Source organism: Deinococcus arcticus (genome assembly GCF_003028415.1).
Taxonomy (GTDB): Bacteria; Deinococcota; Deinococci; order Deinococcales; family Deinococcaceae; genus Deinococcus; species Deinococcus arcticus.
Map to the genome: position 1 here is coordinate 39,640 of NZ_PYSV01000003.1, position 17,606 is coordinate 57,245.

Consider the following 17,606-nt stretch of genomic DNA (forward strand, 5'->3'; position numbering starts at 1 on the left):
CCTTCGGCCGCGCCGGACCGGGGGAGTACACTGCCCGGGTGAATCGCTCTGCGTCCCTCTCCCCCATTCCTTCGCCGTGACCCAGCCCGAACTGCGGATTGGCACCGCGCGCCACGCCTTTCCGTTCAGCCGGGGCCTGCTGGTGGAGTCGCTGGTCAACGCCGGGGCCGACGGCGCGCAGGCCGCCGCCGCCGCCCGGCGCATCGAGCAGCAGTTGCGCCTGGCGCGGCGCACGGTGGTCAGCCCGGCCGAGTTGCAGGCCCTGATGGTGGAGGTGGCCCGCGACGTGCTGGGCCCAGAGGTGGCCCAGGCCGCCCAGGCGCAGACGCCCGCCTTTACCGACATTCTGGTGGCGGCCAAGAAGGGCGAGCTGCCCTTTAGCCGGGGCGTGCTGGCCCGTACCCTGGAAGACACGGGGCTGTCCAGCAAAGACGCCTACGCCACGGCCAGCGTGGTGGACATCGGCCTGCGCCAGCGCGGCGTGCGCCGCCTCAGCGCCGAGGAGATTGACAACCTCACCGAACAGGCCCTGGCCGAGCGCTACGGCGAACACCTGCGCCTGACCTACCGCTACCTGCGCCACAACCGGGGCAAACTGGGCGTGATTGGCGAGGGCAGCACGGTGCCCGGCCCCTTTTCCAAGGGCATTCTGGTGCAGTCCATGCTGGCCGCCGGGGTCACGCCGGATGTGGCCCGCAAGGTGGCGCGCGTGACCCAGCGCGACCTGCGCGGGCGCGAGGACCGGGTGGTGACCCGGCAGGCCATTCAGGCCAAGGTGGAAGCCCTGCTGCGCGACGAGGTGGGCCCGGACGTGAGCGCGCGCTACCGCCTGCTGCGGGTGATTCGCCGCCCGCCCCGCCCGGTTATTGTGCTGCTGGGCGGCGTGTCGGGCACCGGCAAGAGTTTCCTGGCCGCCGAGATTGCCTACCGCCTGGGCATTGCGCGGGTGGTGAGCACCGATTCCATCCGTGAGGTCATGCGGGCGATGGTCTCGCCGGCCCTGGTGCCCACCCTGCACGCCAGCACCTTCAACGCCTGGGAGGCGCTGCTGCCCCCCGGCGCCGAGCGCCCCGAGCGGCCCACGCGCGAGGCGCTGCTGGCGGGCTTCCGCGATCAGGTGGGACAGGTGAGCGTGGGCCTGGGCGCGGTGGTAGAGCGCAGCGTGCAGGAGGGCAGCAGTCTGGTGCTTGAAGGCGTGCATCTGGTGCCGGGCTACCTGCGCGCCGAGGCCTTTGCGGGCGCGCTGATGGTGCCCATGCTGGTCACGCTGCCTGACCCGGCCGAGCACCGCCGCCACTTTGAAAGCCGCGACCTGGAAACGGCCGCCAGCCGCCCCATGCACCGCTACATGGCCTATTTCGATGAAATCCGCGCCATGCAGGACGAGCTTGAAGCCCTGGCCCGCGCGCAGGGCGTGCCGCTGCTGGACGGCCTGACCCTGGACGAGAGCGCCGAACAGGCCGTGGACGTGGTGCTGCGGCAGGTGATGGTGGCCCTGACGCCTGAAGAGCGCCAGAACCTGCTGGGCGAGGAATTCAGCGGCACCCGCCTGGACCCGCGCAGCTAAAGGAAGGACAGGAGGACAGCTCGCCCGACTGGGACTACGGCCCAGGCAAAGCTGGCGTGGCCGACCATGCCCGGACCATCTAGAACAGACCTGGCCTTCCCCACCCTCGGCGCATTTCCAGCCCCATTCGCAGCAACCCGTCGCCTTTCCTACCCTGCTGCGCCGCTCTGCGCGTCCCTTCGGTCGACACCACGCCGTCACCGGTCACGGCACCTTTTGAAACTGATACGAGTTCCGAGAAATTTCGTCACACATGACGAAATTGTTCCGACCGGAGGGCGCAGGAATAAATGCGGATTTCCGGGAATTGGACTGGCACAGCGCCGAAGGCGGGGAACATCGCCCTTCTTCCCGGATGTTACGGAAATGGACGGCAGTCCGTATCAGTCAGCCCTGGGCCTCTCTCGGCCGAAGGCCCAGAAAGATTTCTGGCTGGCTTCGACCACCTGCGCTCAGTCGAGATACAGAACAGCTCCTTGCACACAGCCCAGGCATGGGTGACAGAGAAGGGTGAGCCACACTGTTCAGCCGCGTGCTCACCCCAAATCTGCCACCAGCGGCAGAAACTTCTTTCTTCCTGCCTCAGCGCACGGTCAGGCGCACATCCACATTCCCCCTGGTCGCCACGCTGTAGGGGCAGACCTCGTGGGCGGCGTGCATCAGGGCCTGGGCCTGCTCTGGGCTCAGGCCGGGAAAGTGGCCCTGGAGTTCCACGTCCAGCGCAAAGCTCAGGCCCTCGCGGCGCAGACCCACCTGGGCGCTGACGGTGCTGGCAGGGTCCAGGTCCAGTTTCTGACGCCGGGCGATCACGCCCAGGGCGCCCAGGAAGCAGGCCGCGTAGCCCGCCGCAAACAGCTGCTCGGGGTTGGTGCCGGGGCCGTCGTCGCCGCCCATTCCGGCGGGCACACTCAGGGTCAGGTTCAGGCGGCCGTCATCGCTGCGGACGGTGCCGGCGCGGCCTCCGGTGGCGGCGGCGTGGGCGGTGTACAGGTTGCTCATGTGCGTCAGCATGGCCCGCCCTGGCCCGGGGCAACGGCGTGGTGGCCCACAAAGCGGGTGTTCCTGCGTGGGGGGCAAGGCCCGGGCCGCTTCTACCAGACGCGCACGCGCACATAGGCGCGGTCGGCATACCCGTCCTGCCCGGGGCGATGGGGCCGCACATAGGGAAAGCGCGTGATCAGCAGCGGGTCGGCGGCCAGCAGGTCGTCGAGATGGCGCTCACTGGCCGCCAGGGTGGGCAGCACTGCCGGGTAGCCGCCGCTGGCCAGACAGACCTCGCGCGGGCCGGAGGGCAGCACAAAGACGCGCAGATGCTCGTCGGGGACCGGGCGGCCATTCACCAGGCCGTAACCGAAGGGGCCGGTGGTGTTGGCCAGCGCCGCGTGCGCCGCCAGCAGCGGGGCCAGGGTGGGCTGGGCCGGGTCGTCGCGGCGCAGGGCGGCCGGGGTGTGGTGGGCCTCGCCGCGCGCCAGCAGCGCGTGCAAAAACACCGCGCGTGCCTGGGCCGCCGCCGCCAATGAGGGCAGCAGACTGGGCAGGCCGTGGGGCGCCTGGGCCCCGGTGCCGCCGTCCCAGTGCACCCCCACCGCCCCCAGCTGCCAGACCTCACGCCGGGCGCTGCTGACAGCCGCCACGGCGCAGGCCACCTGCAGGCGTGCCCCCGCCCCAGACAGGCGGCCGACCGCCTGCTCCAGGGCGCGGGTCAGGCGGTCGGCGGCGTCGCGCAGGTCGGCGGTGGGGGGCAGGTCGCGCAGGGCAGCGGCCCCCACCCCGGCGGCAAACCGGGCCGGGGGCAGGTCGTGGGGGCGCGCACCCCCGGTGGTGGCCCCAAAACTCAGGCCCGCCACCACGGCGACGTGGTGGGGCGTGACCACCAGCAGATCGGCGCCGTCTTCCGGCTGCCCGGTCCGGGCCCGAACGCTGGATTCCACGACCTGCAGCGGCATGGGCCCATGCTACCGCGTCCTGGCGGGCGCCCGGCATCCAGCTGCGGCCGGGCCCCGGGGGGCCCACGTGCTTCTAAGGACGTTGCACCTCACGTTACGACTTTGCAGGAGAGCACCGCAAAGTCTCCACTCCCAGTGCAACGTCCTTTTTTCGATACTCGCTCCGCTCGGTTGATCTAAAGATCAACAGCGAGCGACTTAGGGCAGCAGGCGCGTGATGGCCCAGCCACCCCCCTCAGCCTGCCGGGCGTAGCGAAAGCGGTCGTGCAGCCGGTTGGCGCGGCCCTGCCAGAATTCCCACTCCTGCACCTGCACCCGCAAGCCCCCCCAGAAGGCCGGGCGGGGCACCGGCGCAGCGCCGGGATACCGCGCGTGCAGCGCCGCGAAGGTGGCGTCCAGCGCCTCACGGCTGGCCACGGGCGCACTTTGCGGGGCGCTGGCGTGGGCGGCCAGCTGGCTCTCGCGGGGGCGGGCGTGAAAATAGGCGTCGGCTTCGCTGTCCGGCACGCGCGTGACCGGGCCATAGGCGCGCACCTGCCGCTCGTGCTCGGCCCAGTGAAACAGGAGTTCAGCCTGCGGATTGGCCCCCAGGTCGCGGCCCTTGTGCGACTCGAAATTGGTGTAGAAGGTCAGGCCCTCTTCGCCGGCGCCGCGCAGCAGCACGGTGCGCACACTGGGCCGCCCGGCTGCGTCGGCGGTGGCGAGGCTCAGGGCGTAGGGCTCGCGCAGGCCGGCGTCCAGGGCCTCTTGCAGCCACGCCTGGAACTGGGGCAGGGGACTGGGGTTCAGGTCGGTGCGGCGCAGCGCGGCGCGGGTGTAGGACAGCCGCAGACCGGTCAGATCGGTCACAGCTTCTCCGGGCGGGGGCGCAGAGGCTGACAGACCGGGCAGAAGTGGGTGCCGCGCCCGCCCAGTACGATTTTCTCGATGCTGGCGCCACAGCGGTCGCACGGCTGGCCCCCCCGGCCATAGGCGTGGTGCTGGCGCTGAAACTCACCCGGCTCGCCGTCGTGCTGGCGGTAGTTGCCGGCGCCGTCGCCCAGGCTGCTGCCGCCGGCCGCCACCGCGCGGCCCATCACCTCGCGCACGGCGTGGAACAGGCGCCCGGCTTCCTCGCGGGTCAGGCGGGTCTGGGCGGGATGCAGCTGCGCGGCCCACAGGCTTTCATCGGCGTAGATGTTGCCCACGCCGCTCACGGGTTTCTGGGACAGCAGCCAGGGTTTCACCGGGCCACAGGTCGCCGCCAGCCGGGCAAAGTCCTCTTCCCGGAAGTCGTCCGAGAGCGGTTCGGGGCCCATGGCCAGCAGGGTGGGGTGCCCGGCGTACTGCCCGGCCGGCACCACCGCCATCTTGCCGAAGCGGCGCGGATCGTCGAAATACAGCTCGCCGCTGTCGGTGCGCAGGGTCACGCGGGTGTGCGGCCCCCGTTCCAGGCGAAAGCCCCCGGTCATCCCCAGATGCACCAGCAGTTCGAGGTCGTGGGCGTCGTCGTGGGCGGCACTCTGCTCGACCAGATGCAGCAGCAGGTACTTGCCCCGGCGGCTGAGGCCCGCAATGCGGCGCCCGCTGGCCCGGTGGGTATCGCGGTAGCGGTGCGGGGCGTCATGCAGCACCTCCAGAATCGTGCGGCCCGACAGCAGCGGCTCGATCTTGCGGCGGGTGGTTTCCACTTCCGGCAGTTCCGGCATGGGGGCAGCATAGCCCTGCCGGTGGGCGCACAACTGCGGCGCAGGGGACGGTCAGGGGCCGCAGACGGTCAGGGCGCAGACGATCAGGGAAAGTACACCTGGCTGACCTTCAGCACCCGTGTGCCGTCCAGGCGCAGGCGCACCACCTCGCCGGCAAAGGGCCAGCAGGCGCCGGGCTGACCCTTCCACGACGCCACAAAGCGCGTCAGCGATACCGGCTTGGGGACAATGTTGGCGGTGTCCACCCCGGGCTTCTCGGCGCAGGACAGCTCGAAGACGGTGCGGGCATCGGTCTTCAGGGTGCGCAGCTGCGGGTTCACGTTGCGGGTCAGCAGGCCGCTGGGCGGCAGGGCGGCCTGAAAGGCGCGGGTATCCGGGTAGTACCCCAGCCTCACGGCGCGGGCGGCGTCCTCTGGGGCACCGGAGAACACCTCGATGTAGTCCAGGGTCATGGTCATCAGGCCCCCCTGCACCTTCGCGGCCTTGAGCAGGGCATACTGCGTGACTGGCGCGGCCAGGGCAGACGGCGCCAGGACGGCCAGGGCGAGGGCCAGCAGATGGTTCATGCCCCGAGCGTACCCTGCACCCCGGACAGCCCGCTATCCTCCGGCTGTGCCCACCCTTTTGCTGACGGGCTTTGAGCCCTTTCACACCCACCCGGACAACCCCAGTGCCCGCGCGGCGCGTGAGCTGCATGGCCTTCAGGTGGGCAGCTATCGCATTGAATCGGCGCTGTTGCCGGTCGAGCCACACGCGGCCGGCGCGCAGGTGGCCGGCCTGCTGGACCGCGTGCGCCCCCAGGCCGTGCTGCTGACCGGGCTGGCGGCCGGGCGGCCCCAGGTGACCCTGGAACGGGTGGCGGTGAACGTCATGGATTTCGCCATTCCCGACAACGCCGGGCACACCTACCGTGACCAGCCGGCCGGGCCCGCCGGGGCGCCCGCCGCCTATCTGAGCACATGGCCGCTGCGCGCCACCCTGGCCGCGTGGCGCGCAGCCGGCATTCCGGGCCACATCTCCAACACGGCGGGCCTGTACGTGTGCAACTTTGTGCTGTACCGCGCGCTGCACCATCTGGCGACAGGCGGGCGCGGAGGGATTCCGTGCGCGTTTGTGCATGTGCCGGCCAACCCGGCCGTGGCCCTGGCGTGGCCGGAGGACCGCCCGCCCCTGCCCTACCTGCCCGACGCCGAGATTGTGCGGGCTGTGCGGGTGGCGGCCGAAGCCCTTGCCCTGGGTGAGGGGACCTGAGCCCCCTCAGGGAAACGGCGCGCGGCCCGGCACCCAGGCGCCCTGTTCGCCGCCGGTCCAGTGCCACTCGCCCCCCGGGGGGCGGGCGGCCAGCGCCGCTTCCACGGCGGCCAGGGGCACGCGGCGGGCAAAACGGGTGCGGGCGTGCCACGCCCCCAGCGCGGCGCCAGGCTGGGCCGGACGCAGGCCCCGCAGCGCCGCCCAGGCGCGGTTGACTGCCAGATCGAACAGCGCGGGCGGCGCTGCGCCGGCCGGGGCCACGCCGTCCGGACTGGGGTCGGTCAGAAAGGGGCGATCTGGGGGCATCTCAGACCACGAGGGGGCGGCGGGCCAGGGCGGCGATCTGCCCGGCGTGCCACACCGTGTGGCGGGCCAGGGCCATGAGGGCGTCCTGCACGGTGGGGCCAGCGGGCACCAGCGCGCGCAGAAGAAGTTCGGGGGGCAGGGCGCGGGCGGCAGCCACCTCCCAGGCCATCAGGCGCGTGAGGCCCGCGTCTTCCGGGGGGACCGGGCCACCCACGGCGGCCACACGCGCCCAGCCGTCGTATTTCACGGCGCGCAGGTGGGCGCTCAGCGCAGCCACCCGGGGATGCGGCTGGCCGTCCACCCGCACCAGCGCCGCGCGCACGCTGTGGGTGGGGGCGTGGTTGGCGGCGTCCAGCAGGGTGGCCAGCAGGTCCGGGGTCATGGGCGGGCCTCAGGCGAGGCGAAAGGCGTCGCCGTCGCGCACCAGTCGCCCCAGGTCCAGCATGCGCGCGGTCACGGCCTGGGCCTGGGCCTCGTTCAGGGGGCTGCCGGCGCGCAGGTCGTCCAGGGTAAAACGCCCGCCCCGGCGGTGGGCCAGCCGGTACACCATGCGCTCCTGCACGTCCAGGCGCGGGGTGGCGCTGAGGCGGCGGCCAAAGCTGCGCCACACCAGGACCCCCACGACCAGCCCGATGAGCAGCGCCAGGGGAATCAGGCTCTCGGCCAGGGCCGGGTCACCCACCTGCCGCCCCAGGGCCTGCAACTGGCGCTGGGCCTCTTCGGTCTGTGCCTGGGTGCCGCTCTCGCGCAGGCGCCGCAGAGCCCCGCGCGCCCGCAGGTAGGCGAACACGCCCCCCAGGTCGCCGCGCACAAAGACGGCGCCGTAGGCGATCAGGGCGGCCGAGCACCCGGCAATGAAGGTCAGGGCAAGTCGCTGCACGTTCACGGCTCCATGCTACGGGAGGCGCGGCCCACCCAACAGGGCCCGGCGCCCTTTCGGCAGTGGTGGGCCTACAAGCGGGAGGCCCGGCGCAAAGTCAGGGGTGAACACCCTGAAGAGTGCCCAGGCCCTACCGGCGCCCCTGGCCCAGGCGACGCACCCGGCGCACGGCTGCGCGCAACTCGGCCAGGGGGCCTGCGGGGTCGCCCGGGGCGTAGCGCGCGGCGTGGTAGGCCCGCAACACGGCCTGCAGGGCGGGCGCCTGTTCGGGGGCCAGGGCACTTAAGCGGGCCACGTAGGCGGCGGCCGTCTCGCCCGGCGCCCGGGGCAGGCCGGCGCGGCCGGTCAGGTCGTGCAGCAGGCGGGCGGCCGGGTCCGCCGGCGCGGCGCGGCGGCGCAGCAGGGCCAGGGCCGGCAGCAGGGTCAGGGCCACCACCACCGGCAGCAGCAGCAGGTAGGCAGGCTGGCCCACCCCCCCCAGGCCGGCGCGGGCCAGCAGGCCAGCCTGCCGCTCGCCGTCGTAGTCCACCACGAGTTCGTTCCAGCGGTTCTGCAGGGCGTCCAGGCGCAGCCGCAGCCGCGACAGGGCGCTGGGGGCCAGCGGCGTGGTGGCGTCCGGGCGGGTCAGGGCTGTCTGCAGCCCGGCCTGCACCCGCGCCGGGGCAATGGCCGCCGTGGGGTCCACGCGCACCCAGCCCTGAGCGGGCAGCCACACCTCGGTCCAGGCGTGGGCGTCGCGCTGGCGCACGATCAGGTAGTCGCCCTGGGGGTTCAGTTCGCCGCCCTGGTAGCCGCCCACCACGCGGGCACTCAGGCCAGCGGCGCGCATGAGAAAGGCAAAGGCGCTGGCGTAGTGCTCGCAAAAGCCGGTGCGGGCACTGAACAAAAAGGCGTCTATGCGGTCCTGGGCGGGCAGTGTGGGCGGCGAGAGGGTATAGGTAAAGCCCCCCTCACGCAGGTACTTCAGGCCTGCCTGCACCCGCGCCCCGGGGGCCAGCCCCTGCCAGGAGCGGCCCAGCGCCGCCGCGCGCGGGCTCTGGGCCTGGGGCAGAAAGAGGTTGAAGTTCAGCCGCTCGGCGTCTTCCTGGCGGCCCAGACGGGCCGGTCGGCTTTCCAGGTCCAGGCGCCGCCGGGCGGTGACCGGGCGAAAAGTTACGGCCTGAAAGGCAGTGGATAAAAAGGCCCCGTCCGGCACGCGGGTGGGCACATCCAGCGCCAGCAGCCACGGCGTGCCGCTGGGTTCCAGGGTCAGGGTGTAGCGCTGCGCCGGGCCGGTGGGCTCCACGCTGGGGCTGATCCGGCCGCCGCGCACCTGCCGCCACGTCTGGCCGTCATAGGCTTCGTAAACGGGGCCGCGCCAGTACAGGGCCTGCTGCGGGGGCGGGGCCCCGTCAAAGTCGGCGCGAAAGGCCACAGCGTCACTCTGGGCCAGGTTGCTGAACTCGCCGGCGCGGATCTCGCTGGACAGGCCGGACACCGCCTGTCCCTGCACCGGCAACTGCCACAGCGGCGCTTCGGGGCGCGGAAACAGCACGAACAGGGCCAGGGCCAGCGGCGCGGCCAGCCCCAGCAGGGTGGTGGCCCGGCCCAGGGCGGCGCGGTCCAGCCCCAGGCGGCCCCGCCCCGCGCCGGGCACGCGCCACGCGGGCACCGCGGCCAGCAGCAGCGCCGCCGACAGCACGGTGTGCGCGGCTGTCAGCGGCCCCTGGCTGAAGAAATAGTGCGTGCTGGTGGTAAACAGCCCCAGCAGCACCAGCAGCTGGCCGTCGCGGCGGGTGCGGCTCTCGGCCACTTTCAGGGCCAGCAACAAGGCCAGAAAGGCGGTGCCCGCGTCGCGCCCCAGCAGGGTGCCGTACACGGCGTTCAGGGCCGCGCCGCCGCCCACGGCCAGCAGCCCCAGCACCCAGGTGGGCAGGGGCGGCCGGGGCGCGGCCGGGCGGGTGCGCCATGCGGCGTGCAGCAGCAGGGCCGCGACCACCGCGCTCAGCCACACGGGCGCGCGCAGGGCGGTGGGGGCCAGGGTCAGGGCCAGGGCCAGCAGGGTGCCGCGCAGGGCGGCCGGGCTGGGGGCCCCGGGGGTGGGGGCCGCCTTGGCCGGCTCTTCGGCGGGCAGCGGGGCGTGCAGGGCCAGGGTGCGCCCGGCCGCCAGGGCGTGGGCCTCGCCCTGGCCCGCAGGCAGCTGGGCCCCCGGCAGTTGCAGGGCAAACGGCACGCCCTGGCGCCCCAGTTCCGCCACCCAGGCGCTCAGGCGCGACAGCCGGGCTTCGGGGGGGCCGGCCGTGTCGGCCCAGTCCAGCAGGCGGGCGCGGCCCTGCGCGGCGTCGGTTTCACGGGTCAGCAGGGCGCCGGTGCGCGCCACGTGCCGCCACGACACCTGCCGGGGCGAGTCGCCCGGGGCGTAGGGCCGCAGCCCCGCAAACTCCTCGTCGCCCTTCGTGCGGCCTCCGCCCTCGCCTGCCCCGGGCAGGGTGCGCGCCGGGGCGGGCGGGGCCCCCACCTCGGGGGCCGGGTGGACCAGCAGGGTCAGGGGCGCGGGAGCCGGCAGCGGCACGCGCCAGAGCCCCAGGCGGTCATACACCTGCGCGGCGGCGCTCACGGTCAGTGGGCCCCGGCGCGGGGTGGGCAGGGCCAGCGTGAGGGGCCCCGCCTCCCCCACCAGGGCCCAGGTGCCTGCCGCACGCTGCTGCCCGCCGCGCAGGCTCAGGCCCAGGGCGCCGTCGCCGCCGCCACTGACCGTCACCTGCACGGCAACCTCGCCCCCGGCGGTGGCGCTGGGCGGCGGGTGCAGGGTGAGGGCCACGCCACGCGCGGCGCGCAGGGCCTGGGTGGCGCTCATGACCCACACGCCGCCCAGCAGAAAGGTCAGGCCGTAGCCCAGGCTCAGGCCATAGTTCACGCAGCCGATCAGGGTGAGCAGAATGACCAGCAAAAAGGCCACGCCAAAGCCGGTGGGCCGCAGGGTCAGGGGCGGGGCAGCCACGGCGGGGCCCTTCAAGGAATGGGCGTGTCGGCCAGCAGCCGCTCCAGCACGCGGGGCAGCGGCGTGGCCGGATCGCGCAGGGTCAGGCGGTGGGCGGCCAGCGGCACAAAGACTGCCTGCACGTCCTCGGGCAGCACCATGCTGCGCCCGGCCAGATACGCCCACCCTCTGGCCGCCGCCAGCAGCGCCAGCAGGCCGCGCGGGCTCAGGCCGCCGGCCAGCGCCGGGTGCTCGCGGGTGGCGCGGGCCAGCACCTGCAGGTAATCCAGCAGCGGGCCCGCCGCGTGAACCCGGTCCACCTCGGCCTGCATGGCCAGCAGCACGGGCGCGCTGAGCACGGCCGGCAGATCGCGCACGGCGAGGCTGCGCCCGCCGGTTTCCAGCAGCAGCCGCTCGGCGCGCACGTCCGGGTAGCCCAGGGTCACGGTCATCAGAAAGCGGTCCAGTTGTGCTTCGGGCAGCGGACTGGTGCCCACAAAGGCGGCCGGGTTCTGGGTGGCAATCACGAAAAAGGGCTGCGGCAGGGGCCGGGTCACGCCGCCTTCCGAGACCTGACGTTCCTCCATGGCTTCCAGCAGCGCTCCCTGGGTGCGGGGGGTGGCGCGGTTGATCTCGTCGGCCAGCAGCAGTTCGCTGAACACCGGCCCCTCGATAAAGCGGAACGACGCACTGGGCGCGTCCCACACCGACACGCCGGTCAGGTCGGCGGGCAGCAGGTCAGCCGTGAACTGCACCCGGCGAAAGTGCAGGCCGCAGGTGCGCGCCAGCGCCTGGGCCAGCGTGGTCTTGCCCACCCCGGGCTGGTCCTCGATCAGCAGGTGGCCGCGCGCCAGCAGGCAGCTCAGGGCCAGGCGAATCTGGGGGCCCTTGCCCAGAATCACGCCTTCAAGCTGGGTCAGGGCGGCCTGCAGCGCCGCCGCGTGGCGGGCAGGCGCGGGCGGGGCCAGAGGCAGGGTGGTCATAGGCCCGCAGCGTAGCGGGCAGGGTCTGACAAAACTGCAACCCTGCGCTCAGGCTTCAGGAGAGGTGAAAGGGGGTGCAGGGTGTGGACTGTAGGGAGCCGGGGCGGCTGGCCACGGGCCCTATGCTGGGGCGATGAAGCTGCTGCCGCACACCCTGAGCTGGTCCGCCCTGCTCAGGGGCTGGCCCGACCACTGGCTGAGCACGCCAGAGCTGCAAGCCTTTGCACAGGAGCGCCTGCTCCTGGCGACTGGCGAGGAGTTGATGCTGGTGTCCGAGCTGATCTCCGGCCACCCACAGACCCCCAGGGCAGACCTGCAGGCCACCTTACAGCGCCTGGCCGACCGGGAAGACTGGCCTGAATTTTTTGCCCTCAGGGAGTGGCAGGTGGTGCGGCTGAAGTGGACGCTGGCGCAGCTTGACAGCATCACAGGCGAGGAGGACTTAGAGGTCTACAACCAGCTGCGCGCCCTGCACGACGTCTGGGAGCACACCGGCACACCGCTGGACCTGCCGCTCCTTGAACCTTTCCTCGCCTCTGACGACGAGATGGCCGATGAACACGGCGGACTGAACCTCACCCGCCGCCAGCTGGACGAGTGGGCGGCGGCGCAGGAAAAACTGCTGGAAACCGCGCGGCAGCTGCGGGACGCGGGCCATCTGCCTGCCCTTCACACCCAGGCCCAGGCCCTGGCGGACGTTCAGCGTGGAGCGCAGCAGCGCCTTGATCTGCTGCAGATGGAAAGAGGGTTGCTGAGGCGCCCCCAGGACTGGCAAGCCCGCGTGGCCCAGTTCAATGCAGAACAGCTCAGGAGGCGGGTCCAGGAAGCGCTGCGGCTTCCCAGCAGACCCTGAGCGCCGCTCCTAACCACGCGGAGTCGCCGGGGCCCCCGCGTTCTCTTCCTCGCCCCTACTTGCCGGCGCCGCCACCCGGCCCCCCAGCCACGCCCCGGCCACATCAAACAGCCAGTCGGTGACCCCGGCCTCCCGGGGCGGCACAAACGCCTGATGCACCTCGTCCAGCGCGCCAAACCAGGCGGCCAGCACCAGGGCGACCCCCCGGCGCCCGGTGGCCCGCGTCAGGCAGAAGCCCAGCGCCAGGTAGGTCAGAAAATGCGCGCCCCAGTCCAGGGGATGCACCAGCCGGGGCCCCGGCGTCTGCGGCTGCCCGCTGAAATACCAGATGGCCGCCATCAGGCCCAGCGCGGGCACCCACCACAGGGGCCGGGGGCGGCTCAATCGTGCCTCCCGCCCTGCGGATGTTCCACCAGCTCAATCAGGGTGCCCTGGCCCCATCTGGGGTGCAGGAACGCCACGCGCGACCCGGCGCGGCCTGGCACCGGGGCCGCTTGCAGAAAGCGTGCGCCCTCGGCAGTCAGGCGCGCCATCTCGGCGTCCAGGTCAGCCACGCGGTAGGCGGTGTGATGCAGGCCCGGGCCCCTTTTCTCCAGGAAAGTGGCAATAGGGCTGTCGGGCCGGGTGGGCGAGAGCAGCTCAATCAGGGTGTCCCCCACCACATAGGCCCGCACGCGCACGCCCTGGCCCGGCACCTCTTCATCCGGTCCTTCAACCTTTATGCCCAGCGCCACATACGGCGCGGCGCCGGTGTCCAGATCGGGAGTGGCAATGGCAACATGATCCAGCAGCAGCACAGACATGCGCGCAGGCTAATACGAATTGGCGGCGGGGCGCCCAGGCGAGCATGCTTGAGGCGGGCAGAAGAGGGCGCAGACCCTTTCCCCACGCCCACTCCCCTTACTGCGGCCGGGCGCGAATGTACCAGTGGGCCACGGCGCGCATGACTTCCTTGTCCTCACCGTCCTGCACGCTGACATTCAGCACCAGCCGGGCCTTGCCGTCACGGGCAAAGTCGGCGTGGGCCTGGGCAATGGCGCCCGCGTCAGCGGCCTCGGCGCGGGCACGCACATCGCCCTGCGCGCGGTTCACGTAATGGGTTTCCAGCTTCTCGATGAGGGGCACCGCCGACATCAGCTGCGCGGCAAAGGCGCCCGCGAAGGCCGCGCCACTGACCGCCTCGGCCAGCAGAAACTGCGCGCCCGCATGAATGGTGCCCAGGTGGTTGCGAAAGGGCGCCGTGTCGGGCGCCTGGCCGGTGGCCCAGCCCACGCCGACCTCGGTAATCTGCACGCCCACAGTGGCGTTCATGGGAATGTCGTGCAGGGCTTTTTTCACGGCGGCAGCGGCAAAGGCGGGCAGGGTGGCAGCTTGGGTCATGGGAAAACCTCCTGGGGGGAGTACGGGTTTTTGAACTCGGTTCAAGTATAGGGCCCGCGTGCCCTGGGCGCAGCCACTTTGAACGCAAGAAACGGATAGCCCGCGCTGGGCCGCTCCCGCTACGCTGCGGCCAAAGGAAGGAGCCCCCATGACCCATACCAACGCCCCAACCGATCTGCAGTGGCAGGCGGTGCAGAGCCGCAGCGCCGCGCACGACGGCCAGTTTTATTACGGCGTGCGCTCGACAGGTATTTTCTGCCGGCCATCGTGCCCGTCACGACGACCCAAACGCGAGAACGTCGCCATCTTCCCCTCACTGGAGGATGCGGCCGCCGCTGGATTCCGGGCCTGTCGCCGGTGCACCCCGGCGCACATCAGCGCGGCGCAGCAGGCGGTGGCCCACGCGCAACATCTGCTGGACACGGCTGAACCCACCCCCTCGCTGGTAGGGTTGGCCGCCGCCGTGGGCCTCAGCCCGTTTCACCTGCAACGGGTGTTTAAAGCCGCCACCGGCGTCAGTCTCAAGCAGTACGCCATCGCCCAGCGCGCGGCGCGCACCAAGGCGCACCTGCAGGCGGGGGCCAGCGTGACGGCGGCGCTGTATGACGGCGGCCACGCCTCACCACGCACCCTGTATGACCCCGCCACCGACCAGCTGGGCATGTCACCGGGCCAGTACCGCGCCGGAGGTGAAGGGCAGACCATCACGTTTGCCGTCACCCAGAGCGTGTTGGGGCCGCTGCTGGTGGCGGCCACCCAGCGGGGCCTGGTGGCGGTGCGGTTTGGCGAGGTGAGCACTCTAGAAGCCGAATTGCGCACCGAATACCCGAAGGCCACGCTCAAGCAGGATGAGGCGGCGCTGGCCCCCTACGTAGACGCCTTGGCGACCCACCTTGTGGGGGCCAGGCCCGAACTGGCGTTGCCCCTGGAACCAGCAGGCACGGCCTTTCAGCAGCGGGTCTGGGCGGCGCTGAAGACCATTCCCTACGGTCAGACCCGCTCGTATGCCCAGGTGGCCCAGATAATCGGGCAGCCCCAGGCGGTGCGGGCCGTGGCGCAGGCGTGCGCGGCCAACCCAGTGGGGCTGGTGGTGCCGTGCCACCGCGTTCTGCGCAGCAGCGGCGCGCTGGGCGGCTACCGCTGGGGCACCGACCGCAAACGCGCCCTGCTGGACCGGGAAGCGGCTGGCCCCGTGGCCTGAGACGCCTGGGGCTGGAAAGCGCTGGACCTCCCGGAAATCTTGCCCCTCAGCGCTGCTGCGCCGCCCTCCAAGCCTGCCCGGAATGAATCGCTGGTGCGGCCGATTCATTGGCCAGCGGGCAGCCAACCCCTGAGCCACCCTACTCTCTCTACACGCCCTTCCCCGGTGCGGAGGTGTCCCTGTGTCTGTTCGTGACCTGAGCGCCCTGCTGCTGCTGTCGGCCCTGTGGGGCGGTTCATTTCTGTTGATGCGGGTGGCAGCCCCGGTGCTTGGCCCTGTTCTGCTGATTGAATTGCGGGTGCTGCTGGCGGGGCTCGCACTGCTCGCCTTTGCCCTGCTGACGCGCCGGGTGCCCACATTCCGCGCCCAGTGGCGGCATTTCCTGGCCATTGGGGCACTGAACTCGGCGCTGCCCTTCCTGCTCATCGCTAGCGCCACCGTGCATCTGCCTGCGTCGCTGGCCGCCACGCCAAGTGCCTCGCACCTCCCATTCCAACGTTTCAGAAGGGCGCAGAAACGTTTCCATTCCCGGTGCGAGGCACTTTTCTCGCCACTCGCTCCGCTCGGTTGATCGGGGGCTTGGCAGCGAGTTACTTCAATGCCACCACGCCGCTGTTCGGGGCACTGGTCGCCGCACTCTGGCTGCGCGAACGCCTGACCTGGGGCCAGGGGGCAGGCCTGCTGCTGGGCCTGTATGGCGTGGCAGTCCTGGTGGGGCTGGGGCCCGTCGCAGCGTCGCCCGCTGTGCCGCTGGCTGTGGGGGCCTCACTGCTGGGGGCGCTGCTGTACGGGGTGGCGGCCGTGTACACCAAAGTCCATATGACGGGCACGTCTCCACTGGCCCTGGCCCTGTACAGCCAGCTGTGCGCAGCGGCATTGCTGCTGCCCGCGCTGCCGTTTGCTCCGCCCCAGGCGGCGCCGTCCGGCACAGTGATCGCGGCGGTGCTGGCCCTGGCGCTACTGTCCACGGCTGCCGCCTCCCTGCTGTCCTTCGGTCTGATTCAGCGCGTGGGGCCGACCAGGGCCATGATGGTCACGTACCTCTCGCCCGCTTTTGGCCTGGTGTGGGGCGCGTGGCTGCTGAACGAACCGCTGACGGTCTGGAGCTTGACAGGCTCCGGGCTGATTCTGGCCAGCGTCAGCCTGGTGACTGGCGTGGTGACGCTCAAGCGCTGGGGAATGACCGCCAGGGCCTGAACAGAGGGTGCCCCGCAGACGAGATTCTCTGACGGGGCACCACGAATTTTTGCTGTTCAGACGGACTTGGAGTGAACCCTTTTGCGAACGATTCATTCCAGGCGGAACGAGTGGAAGAAAACGGCTTCCGGGCGTGAGGTTGACAGAGCAGCTGTGTCGTGGTGTGTCAACAAAACAGAGGGCATCTGGATCAGGTATACGGGTCTTCCAGGTAGCGCCGCAGCACGGCCAGGGGCGGGTAGGTGCCCGCCAGCAACCCGGCCTGAATCTCCCGGGCGTGCGCCCAGGTGGCCTCGGCCTGCGAGGGGCTGACCAGGCCAGCCGCCACCGCTTCCTCCAGATCCTCGCCGTCAATGATGTGCGCCTCAGTCACCGTGCCGTGCCCGGCCTCCCCCACCACCCAGTTGCCAATCACGTCCAGGTAGAGGTCGTCATGCCAGGGCAGACCGTCCTCGCCCAGCCCTTCGCCGCCGTGCAGGTCCACGTACAGCTGCCGGGGTAAACCCGTTTCATCCAGCATGGCGCTCAGGGCGCTGCCCGGCCGCCCTTCGCCGCTGCCCGCAGGATGAACGCGCACCCAGCGAAAGCCGTGGTCGAGAATGCGGATGGTCTGGTCGCCAAAGGACACGTCCTTGGGTTTTGCGACCTCGTGGGCCGTGAAGTCCACGATGACGTGCCCCGGCACCCGCACCACACTCTGGCTGCTGCGCACGGCGCGCGACCAGGGCCGCAGGTCGAAGACCTTCCGCTTCATGTCGCTGCCGCCCTCTGAGCCGCCAGCTCCTGCACGGCGCGCAGCATCAGGTCGCCTTCCACCGCCTGCACGCGGGCCTTCAGGGTGTCCAGGGTATCGCCCGGCAACACCGGCACACGCGCCTGGGCCAGCATCGGCCCCTCGTCAATGCCCGCCGTGACCAGATGCACGGTCGCCCCGCTTTCCGTGTCGCCAGACGCGAGCACACTTTCGTGTACGCGGTCGCCGTACATGCCCCGCCCACCGTGGCGCGGCAGCAGGCTGGGGTGAATGTTCAGCAGCCGCCCCGCAAAGTGGGTCAGCACCTGCGGGCCGATTTCCCGCATATACCCGCTCAGGACCAGTGTGTCGGCCCCGGCGTCCACCAGAAAGGCCAGAATCGCCGCGTCCAGCTCATCGGGGTCCGGGTGGCGGGCGCTGCTGAGGTGCGCCGTGCGCAGCCCGGCCTCGCGTGCCCACCCCAGCGCCGGGCTGCGGCTGTTGTTGCTGACCAGCGCGACGGGCGTGGCGCTCAACCGCCCCTCCCGACACGCCGCCGTCAGGTGCCGCGCCGCGCTGCCGCCGTGCGAAGCGAGAAAGGCGAGGTTCATGGGCGCTCCAGGGGCTGTGGGCTGTGGGTTGTCGGTTGTAGGAACCCCCGC

General features: G+C 71.6%; 21 protein-coding genes. 6 read left to right on the forward strand and 15 right to left on the reverse strand.

Annotation, left to right across the window (positions count from 1 at the left end; translation table 11 throughout):
• Nucleotides 1–76: 76 nt before the first annotated feature.
• A complete protein-coding gene (locus tag C8263_RS03840; RefSeq protein ID WP_107136801.1) occupies nucleotides 77–1,567 on the forward strand; it encodes an ATP cone domain-containing protein in 1,491 nt (496 codons plus the stop codon).
• Between the two features lie 582 nt (nucleotides 1,568–2,149).
• On the opposite strand, the gene C8263_RS03845 is transcribed toward C8263_RS03840, so the two are convergent.
• The 5 genes from C8263_RS03845 to C8263_RS03865 form a co-directional block, all read right to left on the reverse strand.
• The gene (locus C8263_RS03845; RefSeq protein WP_107137017.1) at nucleotides 2,150–2,566 is read right to left on the reverse strand and encodes an organic hydroperoxide resistance protein; all 417 of its coding nucleotides are present in this window, start codon (nucleotides 2,564–2,566) and stop codon (nucleotides 2,150–2,152) included.
• 92 nt (nucleotides 2,567–2,658) lie between these two features.
• On the reverse strand, nucleotides 2,659–3,513 hold the full coding sequence (locus C8263_RS03850; protein ID WP_107136802.1) for a hypothetical protein: 855 nt from the start codon (nucleotides 3,511–3,513) through the stop codon (nucleotides 2,659–2,661).
• Nucleotides 3,514–3,711: 198 nt separating this feature from the next.
• Nucleotides 3,712–4,362 (reverse strand): pyridoxamine 5'-phosphate oxidase, encoded by a 651-nt coding sequence (gene pdxH / locus C8263_RS03855; RefSeq protein ID WP_107136803.1) that lies wholly within the window; start codon nucleotides 4,360–4,362, stop codon nucleotides 3,712–3,714.
• Nucleotides 4,359–5,201, reverse strand: coding sequence for a DNA-formamidopyrimidine glycosylase (locus C8263_RS03860; protein WP_107136804.1), 843 nt, complete (start codon nucleotides 5,199–5,201; stop codon nucleotides 4,359–4,361). Before C8263_RS03860 ends, pdxH begins: the two co-directional genes overlap by 4 nt.
• 83 nt (nucleotides 5,202–5,284) lie before the next feature.
• Nucleotides 5,285–5,767, reverse strand: a complete 483-nt coding sequence (locus tag C8263_RS03865) for a hypothetical protein (RefSeq protein WP_107136805.1) — start codon at nucleotides 5,765–5,767, stop codon at nucleotides 5,285–5,287.
• 46 nt (nucleotides 5,768–5,813) lie between these two features.
• On the opposite strand from C8263_RS03865, the gene C8263_RS03870 reads away from it, so the two are divergent.
• Nucleotides 5,814–6,452, forward strand: a complete 639-nt coding sequence (locus tag C8263_RS03870) for a pyroglutamyl-peptidase I (protein ID WP_107136806.1) — start codon at nucleotides 5,814–5,816, stop codon at nucleotides 6,450–6,452.
• Between the two features lie 6 nt (nucleotides 6,453–6,458).
• On the opposite strand, the gene C8263_RS03875 is transcribed toward C8263_RS03870, so the two are convergent.
• The 5 genes from C8263_RS03875 to C8263_RS03895 all read right to left on the reverse strand — a co-directional run bounded on the left by C8263_RS03875 (nucleotide 6,459) and on the right by C8263_RS03895 (nucleotide 11,580).
• Nucleotides 6,459–6,758, reverse strand: coding sequence for a hypothetical protein (locus C8263_RS03875; RefSeq protein WP_107136807.1), 300 nt, complete (start codon nucleotides 6,756–6,758; stop codon nucleotides 6,459–6,461).
• 1 nt (nucleotide 6,759) lies between these two features.
• Nucleotides 6,760–7,140 (reverse strand): hypothetical protein, encoded by a 381-nt coding sequence (locus tag C8263_RS03880; RefSeq protein WP_107136808.1) that lies wholly within the window; start codon nucleotides 7,138–7,140, stop codon nucleotides 6,760–6,762.
• A 9-nt stretch (nucleotides 7,141–7,149) separates the two neighbouring features.
• The gene (locus tag C8263_RS03885) at nucleotides 7,150–7,638 is read right to left on the reverse strand and encodes a hypothetical protein (RefSeq protein WP_332888919.1); all 489 of its coding nucleotides are present in this window, start codon (nucleotides 7,636–7,638) and stop codon (nucleotides 7,150–7,152) included.
• A gap of 130 nt (nucleotides 7,639–7,768) precedes the next feature.
• The gene (locus tag C8263_RS03890; protein ID WP_233218632.1) at nucleotides 7,769–10,618 is read right to left on the reverse strand and encodes a transglutaminaseTgpA domain-containing protein; all 2,850 of its coding nucleotides are present in this window, start codon (nucleotides 10,616–10,618) and stop codon (nucleotides 7,769–7,771) included.
• 11 nt (nucleotides 10,619–10,629) lie between these two features.
• A complete protein-coding gene (locus C8263_RS03895; RefSeq protein ID WP_107136810.1) occupies nucleotides 10,630–11,580 on the reverse strand; it encodes an AAA family ATPase in 951 nt (316 codons plus the stop codon).
• A gap of 133 nt (nucleotides 11,581–11,713) precedes the next feature.
• On the opposite strand from C8263_RS03895, the gene C8263_RS03900 reads away from it, so the two are divergent.
• Nucleotides 11,714–12,433 carry a DUF2247 family protein gene (locus tag C8263_RS03900; RefSeq protein WP_107136811.1) on the forward strand — a complete coding sequence of 240 codons (720 nt, stop codon included), beginning with the start codon at nucleotides 11,714–11,716 and terminating at the stop codon, nucleotides 12,431–12,433.
• Nucleotides 12,434–12,442: 9 nt separating this feature from the next.
• Here C8263_RS03900 and C8263_RS03905 read toward each other — a convergent pair whose 3' ends face one another.
• The 3 genes from C8263_RS03905 to C8263_RS03915 all read right to left on the reverse strand — a co-directional run bounded on the left by C8263_RS03905 (nucleotide 12,443) and on the right by C8263_RS03915 (nucleotide 13,813).
• Nucleotides 12,443–12,817: a VanZ family protein gene (locus C8263_RS03905; RefSeq protein WP_107136812.1), complete on the reverse strand. Its 375-nt coding sequence runs from the start codon at nucleotides 12,815–12,817 to the stop codon at nucleotides 12,443–12,445.
• Complete coding sequence (locus C8263_RS03910; RefSeq protein ID WP_199188302.1) at nucleotides 12,814–13,236, reverse strand: VOC family protein; 423 nt, start codon at nucleotides 13,234–13,236, stop codon at nucleotides 12,814–12,816. The genes C8263_RS03905 and C8263_RS03910 overlap by 4 nt, the downstream gene beginning before the upstream one ends.
• Nucleotides 13,237–13,333: 97 nt before the next feature.
• Complete coding sequence (locus C8263_RS03915) at nucleotides 13,334–13,813, reverse strand: DUF4442 domain-containing protein (protein WP_107136813.1); 480 nt, start codon at nucleotides 13,811–13,813, stop codon at nucleotides 13,334–13,336.
• Between the two features lie 148 nt (nucleotides 13,814–13,961).
• Between C8263_RS03915 and ada the strand changes: the two genes are divergently transcribed.
• The 3 genes from ada (at nucleotide 13,962) to C8263_RS19795 (ending at nucleotide 16,211) form a co-directional block, all read left to right on the forward strand.
• Nucleotides 13,962–15,014, forward strand: coding sequence for a bifunctional DNA-binding transcriptional regulator/O6-methylguanine-DNA methyltransferase Ada (ada, locus tag C8263_RS03920; RefSeq protein WP_107136814.1), 1,053 nt, complete (start codon nucleotides 13,962–13,964; stop codon nucleotides 15,012–15,014).
• A gap of 181 nt (nucleotides 15,015–15,195) precedes the next feature.
• A complete protein-coding gene (locus tag C8263_RS03925; protein WP_107136815.1) occupies nucleotides 15,196–15,585 on the forward strand; it encodes an EamA family transporter in 390 nt (129 codons plus the stop codon).
• Between the two features lie 8 nt (nucleotides 15,586–15,593).
• Entirely contained in the window at nucleotides 15,594–16,211 is a 618-nt protein-coding gene (locus tag C8263_RS19795) for a DMT family transporter (RefSeq protein WP_269845089.1), read from the forward strand.
• A 190-nt stretch (nucleotides 16,212–16,401) separates the two neighbouring features.
• Here the strand turns inward: C8263_RS19795 and C8263_RS03935 are convergent, their stop codons facing one another.
• The gene (locus tag C8263_RS03935; RefSeq protein WP_107136817.1) at nucleotides 16,402–16,965 is read right to left on the reverse strand and encodes a DUF402 domain-containing protein; all 564 of its coding nucleotides are present in this window, start codon (nucleotides 16,963–16,965) and stop codon (nucleotides 16,402–16,404) included.
• Nucleotides 16,962–17,555, reverse strand: coding sequence for a phosphoribosylglycinamide formyltransferase (purN, locus tag C8263_RS03940; RefSeq protein WP_107136818.1), 594 nt, complete (start codon nucleotides 17,553–17,555; stop codon nucleotides 16,962–16,964). Before purN ends, C8263_RS03935 begins: the two co-directional genes overlap by 4 nt.
• Nucleotides 17,556–17,606: the final 51 nt, after the last annotated feature.

Excerpts from the sequence above, each read along its gene's own strand:
- purN (WP_107136818.1), bottom strand. The coding sequence starts at position 17,555 with ATGAACCTCGCCTTTCTCGCTTCGCACGGCGGCAGCGCGGCGCGGCAC.
- C8263_RS03875 (WP_107136807.1), bottom strand. The coding sequence starts at position 6,758 with ATGCCCCCAGATCGCCCCTTTCTGACCGACCCCAGTCCGGACGGCGTG.
- C8263_RS03935 (WP_107136817.1), bottom strand. The coding sequence starts at position 16,965 with ATGAAGCGGAAGGTCTTCGACCTGCGGCCCTGGTCGCGCGCCGTGCGC.
- C8263_RS03895 (WP_107136810.1), bottom strand. The coding sequence starts at position 11,580 with ATGACCACCCTGCCTCTGGCCCCGCCCGCGCCTGCCCGCCACGCGGCG.
- C8263_RS03880 (WP_107136808.1), bottom strand. The coding sequence starts at position 7,140 with ATGACCCCGGACCTGCTGGCCACCCTGCTGGACGCCGCCAACCACGCC.
- C8263_RS03910 (WP_199188302.1), bottom strand. The coding sequence starts at position 13,236 with ATGTCTGTGCTGCTGCTGGATCATGTTGCCATTGCCACTCCCGATCTG.
- ada (WP_107136814.1), top strand. The coding sequence starts at position 13,962 with ATGACCCATACCAACGCCCCAACCGATCTGCAGTGGCAGGCGGTGCAG.
- C8263_RS03860 (WP_107136804.1), bottom strand. The coding sequence starts at position 5,201 with ATGCCGGAACTGCCGGAAGTGGAAACCACCCGCCGCAAGATCGAGCCG.
- C8263_RS03850 (WP_107136802.1), bottom strand. The coding sequence starts at position 3,513 with ATGCCGCTGCAGGTCGTGGAATCCAGCGTTCGGGCCCGGACCGGGCAG.
- C8263_RS03915 (WP_107136813.1), bottom strand. The coding sequence starts at position 13,813 with ATGACCCAAGCTGCCACCCTGCCCGCCTTTGCCGCTGCCGCCGTGAAA.
- C8263_RS03865 (WP_107136805.1), bottom strand. The coding sequence starts at position 5,767 with ATGAACCATCTGCTGGCCCTCGCCCTGGCCGTCCTGGCGCCGTCTGCC.
- C8263_RS03900 (WP_107136811.1), top strand. The coding sequence starts at position 11,714 with ATGAAGCTGCTGCCGCACACCCTGAGCTGGTCCGCCCTGCTCAGGGGC.
- C8263_RS03845 (WP_107137017.1), bottom strand. The coding sequence starts at position 2,566 with ATGAGCAACCTGTACACCGCCCACGCCGCCGCCACCGGAGGCCGCGCC.